The sequence below is a fragment of the Pseudomonas sp. FP198 genome, from assembly GCF_030687895.1.
Taxonomy (GTDB): Bacteria; Pseudomonadota; Gammaproteobacteria; order Pseudomonadales; family Pseudomonadaceae; genus Aquipseudomonas.
The window spans coordinates 2,983,175-3,002,747 of record NZ_CP117452.1; the positions used below are offsets into that span (position 1 = coordinate 2,983,175).

16 protein-coding genes are annotated in these 19,573 nt (G+C 62.3%); 9 read left to right on the forward strand and 7 right to left on the reverse strand.

Translation table 11 applies throughout. From position 1 onward, the window contains the following. The first annotated feature begins 85 nt into the window (after window positions 1–85). Genes PSH78_RS13620 through PSH78_RS13630 form a run of 3 tightly spaced genes read left to right on the forward strand, consistent with a single transcriptional unit; the run spans window position 86 to window position 2,905 of the window. Window positions 86–886 (forward strand): MipA/OmpV family protein, encoded by an 801-nt coding sequence (locus tag PSH78_RS13620; protein ID WP_305494706.1) that lies wholly within the window; start codon window positions 86–88, stop codon window positions 884–886. Further along, entirely contained in the window at window positions 886–1,572 is a 687-nt protein-coding gene (locus tag PSH78_RS13625; RefSeq protein ID WP_305494707.1) for a response regulator transcription factor, read from the forward strand. The genes PSH78_RS13620 and PSH78_RS13625 overlap by 1 nt, the downstream gene beginning before the upstream one ends. Further along, a complete protein-coding gene (locus PSH78_RS13630; protein WP_305494708.1) occupies window positions 1,541–2,905 on the forward strand; it encodes a HAMP domain-containing sensor histidine kinase in 1,365 nt (454 codons plus the stop codon). Before PSH78_RS13625 ends, PSH78_RS13630 begins: the two co-directional genes overlap by 32 nt. An 840-nt stretch (window positions 2,906–3,745) precedes the next feature. Here the strand turns inward: PSH78_RS13630 and PSH78_RS13635 are convergent. Continuing rightward, the gene (locus PSH78_RS13635; RefSeq protein WP_305494709.1) at window positions 3,746–4,684 is read right to left on the reverse strand and encodes an MBL fold metallo-hydrolase; all 939 of its coding nucleotides are present in this window, start codon (window positions 4,682–4,684) and stop codon (window positions 3,746–3,748) included. A 260-nt stretch (window positions 4,685–4,944) separates the two neighbouring features. Between PSH78_RS13635 and PSH78_RS13640 the strand changes: the two genes are divergently transcribed. Continuing rightward, complete coding sequence (locus PSH78_RS13640) at window positions 4,945–5,418, forward strand: (2Fe-2S)-binding protein (RefSeq protein WP_305494711.1); 474 nt, start codon at window positions 4,945–4,947, stop codon at window positions 5,416–5,418. Window positions 5,419–5,430: 12 nt separating this feature from the next. After that, entirely contained in the window at window positions 5,431–7,671 is a 2,241-nt protein-coding gene (locus PSH78_RS13645; RefSeq protein WP_305494712.1) for a xanthine dehydrogenase family protein molybdopterin-binding subunit, read from the forward strand. Between the two features lie 176 nt (window positions 7,672–7,847). Here PSH78_RS13645 and PSH78_RS13650 read toward each other — a convergent pair whose 3' ends face one another. Then, entirely contained in the window at window positions 7,848–8,111 is a 264-nt protein-coding gene (locus PSH78_RS13650) for a DUF2790 domain-containing protein (protein ID WP_305494713.1), read from the reverse strand. A 165-nt stretch (window positions 8,112–8,276) separates the two neighbouring features. After that, on the reverse strand, window positions 8,277–9,797 hold the full coding sequence (locus tag PSH78_RS13655) for a methyl-accepting chemotaxis protein (RefSeq protein WP_305494714.1): 1,521 nt from the start codon (window positions 9,795–9,797) through the stop codon (window positions 8,277–8,279). Window positions 9,798–9,964: 167 nt separating this feature from the next. Between PSH78_RS13655 and PSH78_RS13660 the strand changes: the two genes are divergently transcribed. After that, the gene (locus PSH78_RS13660; protein WP_305494715.1) at window positions 9,965–11,113 is read left to right on the forward strand and encodes a MalY/PatB family protein; all 1,149 of its coding nucleotides are present in this window, start codon (window positions 9,965–9,967) and stop codon (window positions 11,111–11,113) included. A 139-nt stretch (window positions 11,114–11,252) separates the two neighbouring features. Here the strand turns inward: PSH78_RS13660 and PSH78_RS13665 are convergent, their stop codons facing one another. Continuing rightward, window positions 11,253–11,657: a VOC family protein gene (locus PSH78_RS13665; protein ID WP_305494717.1), complete on the reverse strand. Its 405-nt coding sequence runs from the start codon at window positions 11,655–11,657 to the stop codon at window positions 11,253–11,255. Window positions 11,658–11,835: 178 nt separating this feature from the next. On the opposite strand from PSH78_RS13665, the gene PSH78_RS13670 reads away from it, so the two are divergent. After that, entirely contained in the window at window positions 11,836–12,693 is an 858-nt protein-coding gene (locus PSH78_RS13670; RefSeq protein ID WP_305494718.1) for an SDR family oxidoreductase, read from the forward strand. Window positions 12,694–12,886: 193 nt separating this feature from the next. On the opposite strand, the gene PSH78_RS13675 is transcribed toward PSH78_RS13670, so the two are convergent. The 3 genes from PSH78_RS13675 to PSH78_RS13685 are packed head-to-tail and all read right to left on the reverse strand — an operon-like array spanning window position 12,887 to window position 14,367. Continuing rightward, a complete protein-coding gene (locus PSH78_RS13675; RefSeq protein ID WP_305494719.1) occupies window positions 12,887–13,330 on the reverse strand; it encodes a DUF421 domain-containing protein in 444 nt (147 codons plus the stop codon). Window positions 13,331–13,337: 7 nt separating this feature from the next. Further along, window positions 13,338–13,856, reverse strand: coding sequence for a hypothetical protein (locus tag PSH78_RS13680; RefSeq protein ID WP_305494720.1), 519 nt, complete (start codon window positions 13,854–13,856; stop codon window positions 13,338–13,340). 10 nt (window positions 13,857–13,866) lie between these two features. Further along, window positions 13,867–14,367 (reverse strand): CinA family protein, encoded by a 501-nt coding sequence (locus PSH78_RS13685; RefSeq protein ID WP_305494721.1) that lies wholly within the window; start codon window positions 14,365–14,367, stop codon window positions 13,867–13,869. Window positions 14,368–14,534: 167 nt separating this feature from the next. Between PSH78_RS13685 and PSH78_RS13690 the strand changes: the two genes are divergently transcribed. Beyond that, window positions 14,535–15,146: a Yip1 family protein gene (locus tag PSH78_RS13690; protein ID WP_305494722.1), complete on the forward strand. Its 612-nt coding sequence runs from the start codon at window positions 14,535–14,537 to the stop codon at window positions 15,144–15,146. Between the two features lie 156 nt (window positions 15,147–15,302). Next, window positions 15,303–19,448, forward strand: coding sequence for a CheR family methyltransferase (locus PSH78_RS13695; RefSeq protein WP_305494723.1), 4,146 nt, complete (start codon window positions 15,303–15,305; stop codon window positions 19,446–19,448). Window positions 19,449–19,573: the final 125 nt, after the last annotated feature.

A 19,573-nucleotide genomic window follows, 5' to 3' on the forward strand; every position in this document is an offset into this window, starting at 1 on the left:
CTTACCCGGGCCGAACCGTAAGTGTTCAGTAAGAAGAAGTTCTCAACGATAGGGACGCTTTCATCCCATTGATCCGGAGACTTCCATGCCCCTGTCCATTTCGAAAACTGCAATTGCGATCCGGTTGACCACCGCCAGCACGGCGCTCGTGCTGGGCCTTGGCGCGTCGACGGCGGCCAGCGCTGACCAGCCTGAAAGCTCCGCATGGGGCCTTGGTGTGGGCGCGGTCAGCAGCCAACAACCGTACAAAGGTATCGACCGCGACAGCGAGGTCCTGCCGCTGATCTATTTCGAGAATGAATACCTTCGTGTCTTCGGCCCCACCGCCGAAATCAAGCTGCCGGGCCTGGAGATCAGCGACACCCAGCAGCTCGATTTCAGCCTCGTCGGCGAATACGATTTCAGTGGCTACGATGACGACGACGCACGAATCCTGGAGGGCATGAGCGATCGCAAGGGCGGGTTCTGGGCGGGCGCCAAGGTCAAATGGCGCAATGACCTGGCCGATGTCAGCGCCGAGTGGCTGGGCGACGTTTCGGGCAACAGCAAGGGCCAGCGTTTCACCCTGGGCCTGGAGCGATCCTGGCGGATCGGTGAACACATCATGCTGACGCCACGGCTGGCGGCCATCTGGCAGGACGAGAAATACGTCGATTACTACTTCGGTGTTCGGGAAAATGAAGCTCGCATCGATCGGGCGGCCTATGATGGAAAGTCCGGCATCAACACTGAATTTGGCGTACGTGGAAACTATATGTTCGATGACCATCACTCCGTGTTCCTGGACCTCAAGGCGACGAGCCTTGCCAATGAAATCAAGGACAGCCCGCTGGTCGACCAGTCCACCGAGAACAGCGTGCTGTTCGGCTACCTGTACCGTTTCTGATGAGCCGCATTCTGCTGGTCGAGGACCACGAACGCCTCGCGCAACTGGTGTGCAAAGGCCTGTCGAGCGCCGGTATCGCCGTCGATGTCATCAGCCGTATCGATGCGGCGTGGGCGGCAATCCAGCAAGTGCCTTACCAGGCGCTGGTGCTGGATCGGGGCCTGCCGGATGGCGATGGGCTGCTGTTGCTGGCGCGTTTGCGTAACGCCGGGCTGGGCCTGCCGTGCCTGGTCCTGACCGCGCGCGACGCGCTGCATGACCGGATCGAAGGCCTCGATGCGGGCGCGGATGATTACCTGCCCAAGCCGTTCGCCATGGACGAGATGGTCGCGCGCGTGCGAGCCCTGCTGCGTCGCCCCGCAGAGCGGCGTTCGTTGGCGCCTGCCCATGGCGACCTCAGCGTGCAACCCGACGCAGGCATCATGTGCAGCGTCGAAGGCAGCATCCCGCTGGCGCCGGCGGAGATGCAGATCATGTTGTTGCTGCTGCGCAAACCTGGCGAAATCGTCCGTCGCAGCGCCATCGAGGCGGCGGCTTGGGGCCTGAGTGAAGCCGTGACGCCGAACGCCCTGGACGTAGCCCTGCATCGCATTCGCCGCAAGCTGCTGGCGATCGGTTCCCATCAACGGATAGTCAACCTGAGAGGCCTGGGTTATGCCCTTCGGCAAGACGATCTGGCGCAATAGCATCAGCTTCAAGGTACTGGTCGCCTACGTCGCGGGCGTGGGCTTGAGCATCCTGCTGATTGCACTGGGCGCGTTCGCGCTCATCACGTCCAAGAGCGATATCCTGCTGACCACCGATGTCGCCGAGCGCACCCATGAGCTGGCCGGCAAACTGCTGTTCGATGCCGCGGGCCGACCCACCGGGTTCGACAGCAGCGAGGGCGATCGTGTCTGGACCTTCAAGAGCCTGGGCGAGGAAATCGGCTATCGGGTCCTGGATTCAGAGGCAAACGTCCTCCTGGCTTCCACTGACCAGGCATTCTGGGCTTCGGCCGCAACGGTTCGCCCCGCGGACCAGGGACGCTTCAAGTTCGAGCGCAAAGGCATCACGATGTACGCCGCCACCGCTCCAGTGGAGCAGGTCGACCAAACCTTGTACCTGCAATTCGCCGTCAGCGAACGCCTGATGGACCTGCTGCACAAGGGCTTTGCCTGGCCTTTCATGGGCGCCGGGATCGTCCTGTTCAGCCTGGTGCTGCTCTTCGTCTTTGGCACCTGCGCCTATTTCACGCTGGGCTACACGCTCAAGCCGCTGCGCGAGGTCTCGGAGTCGGCGGCGGCCATCTCCCCTCGCTCCCTGCACTCACGGCTGGATGTCAAAACGGTGCCGTCCGAGGTAGCGCCGCTGGTGACCAGCTTCAACAGCGCGCTTGAGCGTCTGGAGCAAGGCTACCGCGTCCAGCAGGACTTCCTCGCAACCGCCGCGCACGAACTGAAGACGCCGCTGGCGCTGATCCGCGCACAGCTCGAACTGATGGCGCCAGACCAAGGCCGCGACTCGCTGCTCAACGATGCCGAGCATATGACGCGCCAGGTTCAGCAACTGCTGCTGCTGGCCGAGACCAGCGAGGCGCATAACTACAGCTTCGCCGCCGTGGATGTCATGGAGGTTGCGCGGCAAGCGGCAGGTTATCTGCAACGCATGGCCGACGCGGCCGATGTGCGCCTCGTCCTGGCTGGCCCGACAGATGTGACAGAGCCTTGGCTGGCCGACCGCAGCGCCTTGTTTACCCTGCTGAAAAACCTCCTGGAAAATGCCATCCAGCATGCGCCTCGTGGTACGCAAGTATTGTTGGAGCTCAGCATCGATGCGCTGACTGTGCGCGACTGGGGTCCGGGCGTGACGCAGGAGCAAATGGTGCAGATATTCACCCGTTTCTGGCGCGGAGCTCATCGCCGCGATCATGGCGCCGGGCTGGGCCTGACGATCTGCCAGGAGATTGCCCGGGCGCACGGGTGGACCTTGATTGCACGAAGAGCGGAGCCCGGGTTGGCGTTTTGTTTGTCTCGGTGAACCGTGAAATCTGCGGCTGTCGGAGATCCAGTGTGGGAGCGAGCCTGCTCGCGAAGGCGGTGTGTCTGCCGATGAAGAGGCTGAATGGACGGGCCCCTTCGCGAGCAGGCTCGCTCCCACAAGGTTCCATCTGAACCGTGAAATCTGCGGCTGTCGAAGGTCCAGTGTGGGAGCGAGCCTGCTCGCGATGGCGGTATATCAGTCGATGAAAATGTTGAATTTACTGGCCCCTTCGCGAGCAAGCTCGCTCCCACAGGGTTCCATGTGAGCCCTGAAATCTGCGGCTATCGAAGGTCCAGTGTGGGAGCGAGCCTGCTCGCGATGGCGGTATATCAGTCGATGAAAATGTTGAATTTACTGGCCCCTTCGCGAGCAAGCTCGCTCCCACAGGGTTCCATGTGAGCCCTGAAATCTGCGGCTGTCGAAGGTCCAGTGTGGGAGCGAGCTTGCTCGCGATGGCGGTGTGTCTGCCGATGAAGAGTTGAATGGACGGGCCCCTTCGCGAGCAAGCTCCCACAGGGTTTCATGTGAGCCCTGAAATCTGCGGCTGTCGGGGGTCCAGTGTGGGAGCTAGCCTGCTCGCGATGGCGGAATATCAGTCGATAAAATGTTGAATCTACTGGCCCCTTCGCGAGCAGGCTCGCTCCCACAGGGTTCCATGTGAGCCCTGGAATCTGCGGCTGTCGGGGATCCAGTGTGGGAGCGAGCTTGCTCGCGATGGCGGTATATCAGTCGATGAAAATGTTGAATTTACTGGCCCCTTCGCGAGCAGGCTCGCTCCCACAAGGTTCCATCTGAACCGTGAAATCTGCGGCTGTCGAATGCCGGGATAGCCGCCGATCAATAATCCCAGGACCCCGCCACCCAACGAAACGCGTCCCCGTCCACCGCCACGCGTCCCACGGAGGGAAACGACAGGTGGGTCGCGACGAACCATTCGCCGCTTGCGGCGGCTTCTTGCAGCAAACGTACGCGAACGCGCACGGCTTCTTCCGGGTCGTGCTCGAAGCCGTTTTGCCAGTCGGGATGGTCGAAGGCCACCGGAAACAAGGCATCACCGGCGAACGTCAGCTTTTCGTTTCCGGATCTCACATAGACCACGCTGTGCCCCGGGGTATGGCCGCCGGTGCGCTTGACCACGACACCCGGCGCCACTTCGTGCTCCTGTTCAAAGGTCTGCAGTCTGTCGCGGTAGACGTCCATGAACTGCCGGGCGGTTGTCCGCAGCACCTCCGGGACCGGCGCGGGCATGTCGGTGCGCGAGAAGTCCGGCGCCGCCCAGAACGCGACTTCGCTCGCGCAGACGTGGATCCGCACGTCGGGACTCAAGCGGTTTTTCACATCCTCGACAAGCAGTCCGCCGATGTGGTCCATGTGCATATGGGTGATCACCACATCGGTGATGGACGACAGCTCGATCCCGGCAGCCTCCAAGCGCCGCCGCGGGAACTGCCCGGCACGCGGGAAGCCGGGAAACTGCCCGCCCAGTCCGGCGTCGACCAGCAACGTCTGCTCGCCGCTGCGCACCACCAGCACGTTCAGCGCCCAATCGAACGCATCCGGGCCGAGGTACATATCCTTGAACCAGGCGGCACGGGCGGCCGGGTCGGCATTGGTCGACATGGTCGAGGTCGGCAGCGGCAGCACGCCATCGCTGACCACCAGCACATCGATGTCGCCAACCTTGAGCGCATAGCGCGAAGGCACCAGCTCCTCGGTGGCTGACTGACTGAGGTTTTTCGGGGTTTTCTGGGCAGTGTGTTGCAGAACCGTGGTCATCTTCGCTCTCCTGTTCTCGATGAGGCGATCGCGCTGTTCAATACGAAACAGCTGATCACCTGGAGAACGAGTGTGCATCGCGGCGCGGCGCGCTCGATACCATACGGGGGTATGGCCGGCATACATCTTGGCGTGGGCGTTTCAAACGAAAGGACGGTGGATTTGCAAGATTGGGCAATCATCGGACCGGATCGTGCAAGCTTTCCCCACAGATGCTTTCTATAGTAATCGGTGCCAAACCATCTGGAGCTGGTCCGACTATGAGCGCCCTCAATATCAATGGCCGTGAACACACGGTCGACGTAGATCCCGGCACCCCGATTCTCTGGGCCCTGCGCGACACGCTGGGCATGACTGGTACCAAGTTCGGCTGCGGCGCAGCCCTGTGTGGCGCCTGTACCGTTCACCTGGATGGCCAGGCCATTCGCTCCTGCGTGACCCCGGTGGCCGCAGCGCTTGGCAAAAAGATCACCACCATCGAAGCGGCCACCGACGGCAGCGACCCGGTCGGTAGTGCCGTGCATGACGCTTGGGTCAAACATGACGTGGCGCAATGCGGTTACTGCCAGAGCGGCCAGATCATGAGTGCCACGGCGTTCCTCAAGGCGCAGCCCAAGGGCAAGCAACCCACGCCAGCCGAGATCGACTCGGCCATGGCCGGCAATATCTGCCGCTGTGGCACCTACGCCCGCATTCGCGCTGCGGTGGCCGATGCCGCCAAGACCCTCGCCTGACAGGAGCTCGCCATGCTGAATGAGATTTTTCCCAACGAGCTTCCGCGCGCCTTGCAGCACCTGCTTGAACGCGACGACAGCGACGGCCCCGCCACCCTGCCCCGGCGCAGCTTTCTCAAGATCGTCGGTATCGGCGGCCTGGCCTTGGGCGCGTTTCCTCACCTGGCCTTGGGGCAACAGGCCAACGGCGCTGGCGACGGCGCGCTCAAGCCGACTCAACAACCTTCGGCCTTCGTGCAGATCGCGCCGAATGGCGAAGTCACGGTGACGATCAATCGCCTGGAGTTCGGCCAGGGCGTCCAGACCGGCCTGCCGATGATCCTCGCCGAGGAGCTCGACGCCGACTGGAGCCTGGTGCGCACGCGCAACGGCAGCAACGACTCGGCCTACATGGACCCGGCGTTTGGCATTCACCTCACCGGCGGCTCCAATTCGATCAAGAACAGCTACACCCAATACCGCGAACTGGGCGCCCGCGCCCGCGCCATGCTGCTCAGCGCTGCCGCCGCGCGCTGGAACGTCGACGCGGCGAGCCTGACCACGCAAAACGGCACGGTGCTTGGCCCCGGCGGCCGCAAGGCCAGTTACGGCGAGCTCGCCGAAGCAGCCATGGCGTTACCCGTTCCGGAGAAGGTCACGCTCAAGAATCCCAAGGATTTTCGCATCATCGGCCAGGCCACCACCCGCCTCGATGCCAAGGCCAAGAGCAGCGGCCAGCAGGATTTCGGCATTGACGTGCACCTGCCGGGGCAACTGACCGCCGTGGTCGCCCGGCCACCGGTGTTCGGTGCCCGGATCGCGTCCCTGGACGACAGCGCCGCACGGGCGACCAAAGGCGTGAAAGCCATATTGCGCGTGCCGCTGGACGGCGGCGCCGAAGGCGTTGCGGTGGTCGCCGATGGTTACTGGCCGGCGAAGCTGGGGCGCGACGCGCTGAAAGTCGAGTGGGACGTGGCCAAAGTCGAGAAAGTCGACACGGAAAAACAGCTCGCTCAGTACCGGGAACTGGCCGGCAAGCCCGGCCTGGTCCACTTTGATGCCGACATGAAACCACTCGCCACGGCGCCGCATCAGCTGGAGGCCGAGTTCATTTTCCCTTACCTGGCCCACGCGCCGATGGAACCGCTGAACTGCACCGTCCAGTTGTCCGAGGGTCGCGCCCAGTTGTGGGTCGGCACACAATTCCCCGGCGGCGACGGCGCGGCGGCGGCCAAGGTGCTGAATCTCAAGCCCGAGCAAGTCCAGGTCAATGTACAGACGGCGGGCGGCGGCTTCGGCCGGCGTGGCGTGCCGAGCAATGATTTCGTCGTGCAGGCTTGTGAAGTGGCCAAGGCCGCCCGCGCTGCCGGCATCGATGCGCCGGTGCGCACGCTGTGGAGTCGAGAAGATGACATCAAGGGCGGCTACTACCGCCCGATGCATCTGCACCGTGCGCGCATCGGTTTTGACGACAGCGGCAAGGTCCTGGCCTGGGACCACGCCCTGGTCGGGCAATCCATCCTCACCGGCACGCTGTTCGGCGGGCAGATGAAAAACGGCATCGACCCCACCGCGACCGAAGGCATGCGCGATCCCTACCCGCTGCCGATGCGATTGTCCGTGCATCATCCCACGCTCAACGTGCCGGTGTTGTGGTGGCGCAGCGTGGGTTCCACCCATACCGCCTTTGTGATGGAGACATTGATCGACGAAATCGCCCGCGCGACGAAACAGGACCCGGTGGCGTATCGCATGAAACTGTTCGGCGATCAAAGCCCACGTCATCGCGCCGCGCTGCAATTGGCGGTTGACAAGAGCGCTTACGGCAAGCGCCAACTGCCCGCCGGCGAGGCCTGGGGCGTGGCGGTCCACGAGTCGTTCAGTTCGGTGGTGGCTTATGTGGTGGAGGCCTCGGTGCAGGATGGGCGTGCGGTGCTGCATAACGTGACCGCCGGGGTCCATTGCAACCTGGTGGTCAATCCGCGCAGCGTCGAAGCCCAGGTCCAGGGCGCGGCGCTGATGGGCCTGTCGATGTGCCTGCCGGGCGCTGCCGTCACGCTGAAAGACGGTGTCGTGCAGCAGAGCAACTTCGCCGACTTCAGCGTGCCGCGCATTACCGACATGCCACAGATCGCCGTGCACATCGTTCCCAGCGCCGAACCGCCAACCGGCATGGGCGAACCCGGCCTGCCCGCCCTCGCCCCGGCGTTTGCCAATGCGATTGCCAGCCTGACGGGCAAACCGCTGCGGCAGTTGCCGTTCAACCTGGCGTAACCGGGTTTAACGCCGACCCTTCAGGGCCGGCGACAAACCCGCCGTGCTGTTGTGGCGAGGGAGCTTGCTCCCGCTCGGTTGCGTAGCGACCGCAAAACTTGGGGCCGCTACGCCCGAAGCGTCGGACCGGCCCAGCGGGAGCAAGCTCCCTCGCCACGGTTAGCGGTGATCGGCGATCAATTATCCTGGTCGCAGCCCTGGGCCAGAGCGCTGTAGTCCAGCGCCCGGATCGTCCCGGTGGAGTCCAGGTAGGTCATCCGCGATTCGACGACGCCGCAGCCCGAGCCCGCTCCTTGCTTGACCGACAGCACCTTGGCGATGTCCAGGTGATCGCCGTACATGTAGGTGTGTGGCTTGACGCTGTCCTGGGCGTTGGCGGTCAGGGCGCCGAGGCTGAGGACGGCAAACAGTGAAGCGAGGCTGAGGTTCTTCAGGTTCATGGCGATGTCTCCGGCGTTTGAGTGAGGTCCTGAGACGGCGTGTGCTGTCTCGATGGGGCTCATTTGACGCCGGCGAGGTATCTCGGGTGTGTCAGCAACGGGCTTGAAGGAATCAGTTCGTATCGACAGCGGGGCTGGATACACAGCGATACATTTGTATCGAGGCTATTTTCGCTGAAGCTGCCGGTCGGTCCCATGAAACGCCTGCCCCAGCGCCGCCAGCCGCTCCGCCAAAGGCGGCAGGCATTGGCTGCTGCGGGTCAGCACGCCGATGTTGTCGGCGTTGCGCTCGGCCACGGCCTGTACGGTTTGCAGCCGCTCATGGATGCCCATCGACGCCGCGGACTGTTGCTGGGTGGTGCTGGCGATCAGGTCGTTGAAATGGTTGATCACGGCGATGTCTTCGACGACAGCATGCAACAGTTGCGAGGCCTGCTGGCTGGCGGACACGCAACGCTCGACCCCTTCACGGCTGTCTTGCATGGCGATCGCAGCCTGACGGCTGCCCTGTTGCAGCTTGGCGATGATCTGCTGGATTTCCGTGGTGGAGGTCGAGGTCCGTTGGGACAGCGTCCGGACCTCGTCGGCGACCACGGCGAACCCACGCCCCTGCTCGCCGGCCCGGGCCGCCTCGATGGCGGCGTTAAGGGCCAGCAGGTTGGTCTGTTCGGCGATGCTGTTGATCACATCCAGCACCTGGCCGATCTGCTGCGCCTGCTCGGCCAGCAGTTGCACGGTTTCATTGGTCAGGTTGATCCGCCCCGCCAGCTCGAGAATTTCTTCCCGGGTCTGGTCAACCGTGGTGCGCCCCTGGTTGACTTGCTCGTTGGCCTGCCCGGCGCGCTGCAGGGTCTGGCCAACATGGCCGGTAATACTCTCCATGGCCTGCATCAGCTGGCCGATCGCGCCGCTCATCTGTGCCACTTCGTCCAATTGGTGCCGGGCGCCGTTTTCCAGGGTCTGGCCGACCTGGGACAGGTCCTGGCCGAGGTCCGACAGCTGACGAGTATCGCGCACCACGCCGTCCACCAAGTGGGTCACTTGCTCAAGGAAATGGTCGAAACGCGCGCCGGATGAGACTTTCACGCCCTGGCTGCGTTGTGTGTCGGTGTCACGACTCAACTGCGCGGCGGCGGCCAGCACCTTGTCGAGGACGTCCTGGTTGTCCGTTGCATCGGCCAGGCTCTGGTTCGCCAGGTAGATCAGAATCACGCTTTCGACGACGACATAAAAGGCATGCACAAAAATCATCGTCCAGCCGCCGTGGGCATCCATCACGAACACCGGGTAGCCCTGATGCTGGAGCCAATGAAACCCGACGTGGTGAACGGCGATGGTACCGGCGGCCACGACGATCGGCAGCCAGTCGCGATAGAACGTCAACACCGCCAGCAGCACGAAGATGCCGAAGTGGAACTCGATCACGCCTCGGGTCTGGTTGATGTGCAGCGCGGCCATGACCATCAGCGCCATGGCGATGATGCAGCGCATCGCACGGGTGCCGCCAAGGCCGCGGTAGAGCAGCGTAGCCAGCAGGCACGTCGGTGCGCCGATCAGCAGCGCCTGGGTGAAGGTCGAATGAAGAAATGCCAGGCCCAGCGAATACAAGAGCGTGAGCCAGAGCAGCCCGAGCATGATGCGATCGGCTTTGCGGTAGTGATCGTTAAAGCGCAGGGGCGATTTCATCGGGCTGTCCTTGTCATGAACGGGGCGTCCGTCGGCGGCATATCGACGTCTCGGGACGAAACTGTAGCGCATTGAAACAAATTAATGGCAATTAGCTACCAATCTTTTTGTCCAGCCTCTTTGCTTTATGATGGCGCGATTCCGACTCCCTGACTGATGGAACCCCCATGACTTTCGATTTCGACCAGGTGTTCGAACGCCAAGGCACCGGCAGCACCAAATGGAGCCGTTACCCGGCCGAGGTATTGCCGATGTGGGTGGCCGACATGGACTTCGCCGCCCCGCCGATGGTGATCGATGCGCTGCACAAGCGCCTGGAGCATCCGATGCTGGGCTACAGCGTGGCCCAGGACAGCCTGCGCGCCGCCATCGTCGCCGATCTCTGGAGCAAGTACGGCTGGCGCGTCGAGCCCCAGCAGATCCTGTTCCTGCCGGGGGTCGAGCCAGGTTTCAACATGGCTTTGCATGCGTTGGTCGAGCCGCAGCAGAACGTTGTGGTGCAGGTGCCCAACTACCCGCCGCTGCGTCATGCGCCGGGCCATTGGAACCTGAACAAGGTGGAGCTTCCCTTCACCCCGCTCGACGGTGAGTTCCACACGCCCCTGGCCGCATTGCGCGAGGCCTTGCAGGGCGGCGGCGCGCTGCTGTTGAGCAATCCACATAACCCGCTGGGCAAAGTGTTCGGGCGCGACGAACTCAAGGCCGTGGCGGACATTTGTATCGAGCAGGACGCCTGGATCATTTCCGACGAGATCCATGCCGAACTGTGCTTCGATGGCCGCGTGCACATCCCCACCGCCAGCCTCGGTGCGGAGATTGCCGAGCGCACCATCACGCTGATGTCGGCCAGCAAGGCGTACAACATCGCGGGGCTGAAAACCTCCTTTGCGATCATCCAGAACGCCAGGCTGCGCGAGCGGGTCAACGGCGCCAGGGCCGGCATGGTCGACAGCGTCAATGCCCTGGGCCTGGAGGCGACTCGTGCCGCCTACAGCGAAGCAGGTCCGTGGCTGGAGGCATTAAAGGCCTACCTGCAAGCCAACCGGGATTACCTGGTCGACGCGGTGAAGAACCGCCTGCCGGGCGTCACCATGACCGTGCCCCAGGGGACCTACCTGGCGTGGCTGGATTGCTCCGGACTGGGGCTGGACGATCCGCAAGGGTTTTTCCTGAAGGAAGCCAGGGTCGGCTTGAGCGCCGGAATGGATTTTGGCGATGACGCCGGGCAATTCGTGCGGTTGAACTTCGGTTGCCCGAGGGCCTTGCTGGAGGAAGGTCTTGCGCGGATGGAGCGGAGCCTGAAGGCGAGAGGCTGATCGGGCCGACAATGAGCTCTTGTGGCGAGGGGATTTATCCCCGCTGGGTCGCGCAGCGGCCCCGTTTTTTCTACGGTCGCTGCGCAACCGAGCGGGGATAAATCCCCTCACCACAGGAGCAGATCACCTCAAGATCGGGTCAATCATGCATATCCGGGGTATGCACAAAGCACAACTTGTTGCCCTCCGGATCCCGGCAGTAGGCCCCGAAATAGTCTTTTGAATATTGCGGCCTCGGCCCCGGCGCGCCTTCGTCGAAGCCGCCCATGGCGATGGCCATTTCCCAGGCTGCGCGGACGGTTTGCTGTGAATCGGCGGCGAAGCTTACTTGCATGCCATTGCCCCAGGTCGCGAGCAGGCCATTGATCGGCACCTGGACGAACACCTGCGGCCAATGCCTGCCGGGCTGATGCCAGCCTTCCCCGGGTGGGCCCGAGTCGTCTTCGCTGTCCATGCGCACCAACCCCAGGCACCCCAGCACGGCATCATAAAAAGCGACCATTTTCGGTAGATCCCGCGCACCAATCTGAATGTGACTGAACATGCCCTTCTCCTTATGAAGCCTTGTTGTCATTGGAGAGCATGACCGTGTCCACGTTCAGCCGAACATGAACACGGTCGACAAAACGCTCGCTCATCGACCGATGGGAAAATCCGACCGAACTCTGCCTGAAACGCCACAGTCCACCCTCCATCGCAACCACCTGCCATGGAGAACGAAAATGGCCGATTACCCAACCCCACCCTTCCCCAAACAAAGCCAACCCGTCCCCGGCAGCCAGCAGAAGATGGACCCGTATCCGGACTGCGGTGAACAAAGCTACAAGGGTTCCGGTCGCCTGGCGAACAAGATTGCCCTGATCACCGGCGCCGACAGCGGGATCGGGCGCGCGGTAGCGATTGCCTTCGCCCGCGAAGGGGCTGACGTGGTCATCTCCTACCTGAACGAGCACGAGGATGCCAAGGAGACCGCGCGCTGGGTCGAACAGGCCGGTCGGCAATGCTTGCTCCTGCCGGGCGACCTGGCGGACAAGGCCCAGTGCCGCATGGTCGTCGATGAAACCGTGGCGCGCTTCGGCCGCATCGACGTCCTCGTCAATAACGCCGCGTTCCAGATGACTCACGAAACCCTGGAAGAGATTCCGGACGAAGAATGGGTGCGCACGTTCGATATCAACATCACCGCAATGTTCAGGATCTGTCAGGCCGCGGTGCCGCACATGAAGGCCGGCGGATCGATCATCAACACCACCTCGGTCAATTCGGACATGCCCAAGCCGACGTTGCTGGCCTATGCCACGACCAAAGGCGCCATCGCCAATTTCACCGGTGGCCTGGCGCAGATGCTCGGGCCCAAGGGCATCCGGGTAAACAGCGTCGCACCAGGGCCGATCTGGACACCGCTGATCGTTGCCACGATGCCCGAGGAAGAAGTGCAGAACTTCGGTTCCCAGACCCCACTGGGCCGCCCCGGCCAGCCCGTGGAGGTAGCGCCGATCTTCGTGCTGCTGGCCTCGGATGAGTCCAGCTATATTTCCGGCTCGCGGTATGCGGTGACCGGGGGCAAGCCGATCCTATAAATGTATGTGGCAAGGGGGCTTTTTGTGGCGAGGGGATTTATCCCCGCTGGGGCGCGAAGCGGCCCTAAATCAGGACACCTCGGTAAATCAGGGAAGATCAAGAGGTCTGCTTCGCAGCCCAGCGGGGATAAATCCCCTCGCCACAAAAGCTCCTTCGCCACAGTAAGCCTTCGCCACAGTAAGGATGTCAGCTCTACTCCTTGGCAATCACCGAAATCTTCCCGTTGCGTTCGATGATCGCGAACTTGATCTGATCCAGCGTCTCGATACCCTGGCTCGATCGCGCCGCTTCCATGATGTCGGCCTCCACCAGCCGCGCGTGGCGCATGCGGCCCCGCAGGATGCGCCCGTCCTCGACGATCACGGTCGGCCCGCCGTCGATCAGCCGCGAGACCCAGTTGGAGCGCAGCTTGAGCAACGAGAAGCCAACGTCGATGGCGATCAGCGTGACGATCACCATAAACGCGTTGGTCATCGAGAAGTCGTCCCCCAACAACGCCTGCTGCGTGGCCTCGCCAATGATCATCAACAGGACGAAATCGAAGGTGGTGAGTTCCGCCAGCGAGCGACGCCCGGCGATCTTGAACAGCACCATCAATACCACGTACATCGCGGCGGCTCGCAGTACCGAATCCATACGTCACCTATGGAAAGATGAGTTGATTGAACGTGACCTCGGCGCCATTGTTCGTTTTGATGTGGCTTTGATAGGTACCGAGGCCTTCTCCAAGCAATGACAGGTGCAAGTTGGCCCGCCCCTGTTGATCAGCCTGGACCCAGACCTTCATGCCCGGCCCCGCGGCCGCTGAACGCACGGGCTGCGGTTGCACGCTCTGCACGTCAAACCCCTCCAGCCAATCGCCGTCGAGTTCCACCTCCAGCACTGCGTTGGAAGGGCCCTGCAGACGGATGACCAGCGGGTTGGTCGAGCCGTTGCGGTGGAACATCTCGTATTCGACGCCGATGCTGCCATCAGCGCTTTGCGCTTCGCGACTGCTCAGCGGCCCGCGGGAAAACAGCCCGAGTAGGGTCAGGATCACCAACAGCACCAATACGTACCAACCCACCCGCTCGAAACGCCAGACTTTGTGCTGGAATGCCATGTCCTCGCGCACCGGAAACTGACGGCTACGGTGGTCGTCCTGTTCGCACTGATCGGTCATGAGCCCTCTCCTATCGAAGTTCACCGGCCAAAGCGCGCTGGTGATAGCCGGGCAACTGCTGCAAGGCGTACTCGCTGGAGAGCAACTGCACCTGGCGCCGGTCGCCAAAGAACCGCTCCTGGCGGCTGAACAGCGCACGGTGCCCGTTCACTTCAAACGCCCAGGCAAAACAGACCGTGCCGGCGGGTATGCCGTCCTTGTCGTCCGGCCCCAGCAGCCCGGTGGTGGCGACCGCCACGTTGGCGTTGGCGTCGCGCAGTGCGCCCAAGGCCATTTCCTCGGCGACTTCGCGACTGGTGAGATTGAAGGTATCGATGGTGCGCGGCTTGACGCCGAGCAAGCGCTGCTTGGCTTCGGGGGAATACACCACATAGCCGCTTTCGATCAGCGAGCCACTGCCCGGCACTTCGGCCAGCAGCGTGACGATCAGCCCGGCGGTGCAGGATTCGGCGGTGGTCAGGCGCAGTTCATGTTCTTGCAGATAATCAACCAGGGATTGGGCAACAGTCATGGCATACAGTCCTTAATGGATGCTGATGGGTTGACCCTTGCCGTTTCGAATCATTCCCTTTATCGCGCCGCCGTCCGGCCCGGCCAAATAAATGAAACCCCGGGCAGATCCTGTACCTCATAACGGTATGAGCCTCGCGCAGAGGCTGTCCTGATCAGGAGGTCGTCATGTCGGTACTTTTCGTCAAACTGTTCACCCATCCGGAATTCGCCTGGGGGGACATTCGCGAGCAGGAACAGGCTCATCCCCACCATTACCTGGCCCATCTGCTGTTGCTTGCACTGATTCCGGCGGTGTGCCTGTTCATCGGTACCACATGGACCGGCTGGAGCCTGGCCGAAAACGAGACCGTGAGGCTGAGTCATGCCAGCGCCTTGCAACTGTGCGCCCTGCTGTACGTGACCATCGTTGTCGGCGTCACGCTGATGGGGCTGTTCATCCGCTGGATGTCGCGCACCTTCGAGGCCCGGCCCACGGTCAACCAATGCATCGGTTTCGCCGCCTACACCGCAACCCCGTACTTCCTCGCCGGGATCTTCGGGGTGTACCCCAGCCGTTGGCTGGCGGTGGTGGTCCTGTTGCTGGCTTCGGTCTACTCGACATTCCTGCTGTTCGTCGGCCTGCCGAAGTTCATGGGCCTGAAGAAGGAACAAGGGCTGTTGTATTCGGCGAGCGTCTGGGGTGTGGGTTTGCTGGTGCTGGTCACGATCCTGGTGGAAATGATCCTGCTATGGTTCAACTATCTGCAACCGGAGTATTTGCGCGTGCCGGTGGGCTGACCTTGTGTGAATGGCTCACAATGGCGGTAGCTGCGGTCAGGCGAATATCAGCTTCGCAATCTTCGCCCAACCCGACTATCCTGCGAGTTTTTGCACCCTGAACATCGAGGCGGAAGCGCTGGACCGCTCCGCCGCCCTTCCTAAGGCCAATGTCATATGTCTTCACCAAGCAAACGCTCTCCCAATGTGCCACAGCGACGAGAGCTGAGCCCCAGCAGCCTGGATTTTCCCGTAGTGGGAATTGGCGCCTCGGCGGGCGGTTTGCAGGCCATCAAGCAGTTCTTCGAGCACATGCCCAAGGACAACGGCATGGCGTTCGTGATCGTCCTGCATCTGGCCCCAGACCATCAGAGCATCGCCGACAGGATCATCCAGGAATCCACCAAGATGCCTGTGCTCCAGGTGTCCGAGACGGTCCCGATCCAGAAAAACCATGTCTATGTCATTTCCCCTGCCCATCACTTGTCGATGAACGACGGATATCTGAAGGTCAAGCCGGCCGAGCCGCGCCTAGGCGGGCATGTGGCTATCGACCTGTTTTTCCGTGACCTGGCCGACGTACACAAGGAGCAAGCGTTCTGCCTGGTGCTATCGGGCACCGGCTCCGACGGCGCCGTGGGCCTGTCGCGCATCAAGGAACAAGGCGGCGTGACCATCGCCCAATCACCCCAGGACGCCGAGTTCGACGGCATGCCCCAGGCCGCTATCGACACCCAGATGGTCGACTTGGTGCTTCCCGTGGTGGAGATGCCGCAAAAGCTCCTGGAGCTGTGGCGAAATTCTCGGGAAATTCGCCTGCCGACGGCCAACGATCCGGAGATCAATGCCCAACCGCCAACCTCCGAGCGCGAAGCGGCCGCCGCCGAGCAGTCGCTGCATGACATCCTGGTGCAACTGCGCGCCGGCACCGGGCATGACTTCAAGCATTACAAGCGGGCCACCGTGTTGCGACGCATCGAGAGGCGCATGCAGGTCACCACCCAACCAGATTTGGGCGCCTACTACGCGTATCTGCAAAATCATCCCGAGGAAACCAAGGCGCTGCTGGGCGACCTGCTGATCGGCGTGACCAATTTCTTTCGCGATCGCGAGGCCTTCGAAGCCCTGGAGCGCGACGTCCTGCCCAACCTGTTGAAGCCGGTCGAGCCGGGTAGCGCGCCGCCTGAGGAAATCAGGGTCTGGTCGGCCGGCTGCTCCACCGGCGAAGAGGCCTATACCCTGGCCATGTTGCTCAGCGATCAGCTACAGCACGATTCGAGCAACGCGATGCTGCAGATATTCGCCACCGACATCGACGAGCGCGCCATTACCGTGGGGCGTGGCGGCGCCTATCCGGAAGCGATCATTACTGACGTACCGCCCACTCGCCTGCGCCAATATTTCCTGAAGGAAGGCGCGACTTACCGCGTGCGCCAGGAAATCCGCGAGCGCGTGCTGTTTGCCAAGCACAGCCTGCTGTCGGACCCGCCGTTCTCGCAGATCGACCTGATCGTCTGCCGCAACCTGCTGATCTACCTCGACCGCGATGTGCAGCGTGAAATCCTGCAGATGTTCCACTTTGCCTTGCGACCGGGAGGCTATCTGTTCCTCGGCTCCTCGGAATCAGCCGACGCCTGCCATGAACTGTTCAGTCCGGTGGACAAGCGCAACCGGATCTTCCGGGCCAAATATGGTACCGCCAGCAGCCGGCGCACGCCAACCATGCCCCGCGGCGGTTACGTGCGCAGCACTTCATCCCTGGCCGCACCGCAGATCATGACGCCGCGCAAGGTATCGTTCGCCGATATTCATCTGCGGGCCATCGAGCGGGCCGCGCCACCGAGCATCATTGTCGACAGCAATGCCGAGATCTTGCACATGACCGAAAGCGCCGGCCGTTACCTGCGTCATGTCGGTGGCGAGATGACCCGCAACCTGCTGACGCTGATCAATCCACAGTTGCGCCTGGAAATCCGCACCGCGTTGTTCCAGGTCAACCAGAACGGCCAACCGGTCAAGTCTCGCCAGGTCAATCTGGAGCGTGATGGGCAGCGCTTCCTGGTGGATCTGCTGGTCCAGCCCTATCGCGACGAGCTGTCCGACGGCGAATTTGCCCTCGTTGTATTCGAGGAGGAAGAAGTCGATCCCAGCCATCAGGTGGCCGCCATCACCAGCCAGACCGAAAACCAGGTGCTGGCCAACCTGGAGCGGGAGCTGCAGCGGACCAAGTCGCACCTGCAGGACACCATCGAGCAGGCTGAAGTCTCCAGTGAGGAACTCAAGGCCTCCAACGAAGAGATGCAGGCCATCAACGAGGAGTTGCGCTCGGCCACCGAGGAGTTGGAAACCAGCAAGGAAGAGCTGCAATCGATCAACGAAGAGTTGCTGACGGTCAACTACGAGCTCAAGACCAAGGTCGAGGAAACCGACAAGATCAACGACTACCTCACCAACCTGATCGCCTCCACCGACATTGCCACGGTGTTCGTCGACCGCAGCATGCGCATCAAGTGGTTCACCCCCAGGGCCACGGAGATCTTCAGCATGCTGCCCGTGGACACGGGCCGGTCGTTGCTGGATATCACTCACCGCCTCGATTATGCGGACATGGCCGCGGACGCCACCCAGGTGTTCGAGTCGTTGAACATGATCGAGCGAGAAGTCAGCAGCAGCAACGATCGCTGGTACATCGCCCGGCTATTGCCCTACCGCTCCAGCGAAGACCACATCGACGGCACGGTGTTGACCTTCATCGACATCACCAAGCGCCGGGCCGCTGAAGAGGAGCTGCGCCTGGGCGAGGAGCGCATGCGCCTGGTCGCCGAAAGCACCCGCGACTACGCAATCATCCTGCTCGACGAACACGGTGTGATCACCAGCTGGAACACCGGGGCGCAGCTGATTTTCGGCCACACCAAGGGCGAAGCCGAAGGCGCTTATTACGATTTCCTGTTTACCCCCGAAGACCGCGCCATCGGTGCTCCGGAAACCGAGCTGAGCACCGCTCGCACCAAAGGCCGCTGCGAAGACGAGCGCTGGCATCAACGCAAGGACGGCAGCCGCTTCTTCTGCAGCGGCGAAGTCACGCTGCTCAGTGGCGACTACTTGCAGGGCTACGTGAAGATTGCCCGTGATCTCACCGGCCACAAGCGCCTGCATGAAGAACAGACCCAGCGGCTGATGGAAACCCAGAACACCAACCATCTGAAAGACGAGTTCTTCGCGGTCATGTCCCACGAGCTCAAGCACCCGTTGAACCTGATCCAGCTCAATGCCGAGTTGCTGCGCCGCCTGCCGGTGACCAAGACAGTCACCGCGGCGGCCAGGGCCGTGAATACCATCTGCGACGCCGTCACCAGCCAGGCGCGCATCATCGACGACCTGCTGGACGTGGCCCGGGTACGCACCGGCAAGCTCAAGCTCAAGCGTTTGGCGGTCGATCTCGGGCGCGTGCTCCAAGACATCTACACCGTGGTCATCAACGACAACCACCCGAACAAGGTCACCCTGGAACTCCCCGAAGGGCCCGGCAGCGAACTGATTGTCAACGCCGATCCGACCCGACTGGAGCAGATCATCTGGAACCTGGTGAACAACGCGCTGAAATTTACCCCGAACGGCGGCCGCGTGCAGTTGATCGCCAGCCAGGACGGGCGCATGGCTCGCCTGGACGTCAAGGATTCAGGCGTCGGTATTGCCGCGGAACACTTGAACGAGGTGTTCGGCCTGTTCGGCCAGGCCGAGACCCAGCATGCGACCCATCAGCGCGAAGGGCTGGGCATCGGCCTGTCGCTGGTACGGCAGTTGACCGAAGCCCACGGCGGCAGCGTCGAGGTCAAGTCCGAAGGGCTGGGCAAAGGCTGCACATTCACCATTCGCCTGCCCTTGAGCAACGCCGAACTGGCGCCCAAGCCGCAAGCCTGCGAAGAGCAATCCGGACGTTTGAGCGGCTTGACGGTGTTGTTGGTGGACGACTCCCCCGACGTGCTCGATACCCTCAAGCTGCTGCTGGAAATGGAGGACGCGAACGTCGTTGCCTTCGATCAACCGTTGCAAGCGCTGGAAGCGGCCCGGGACGGCCGTTACGACGTGGTGATCTCGGACCTCGGCATGCCGGTGATGAATGGCCATGAACTGATGCAGGCGCTGCGCGAGTTGCCGCACATCAAAAACATCCCGGCCATCGCCCTGACCGGATACGGTGCCGCTATCGACCTGAACAAGTCGCAGCAGTCGGGGTTCGACCAGCACATCGGCAAACCGGTGTCCTATGACGAGTTGATCGAAGCGATCGAGCAGTTGCGGCGGGCGCGGGTTTACTAGGAACCAGCAATATCTGGCAGAAACGCTCATTCGTGGCAGGTGTTATCTGTGGCGAGGGGATTTATCCCCGCTGGGCTGCGAAGCAGCCCTTGTGTCCATCCGATATACCGAGAAAGTAAGTTTTG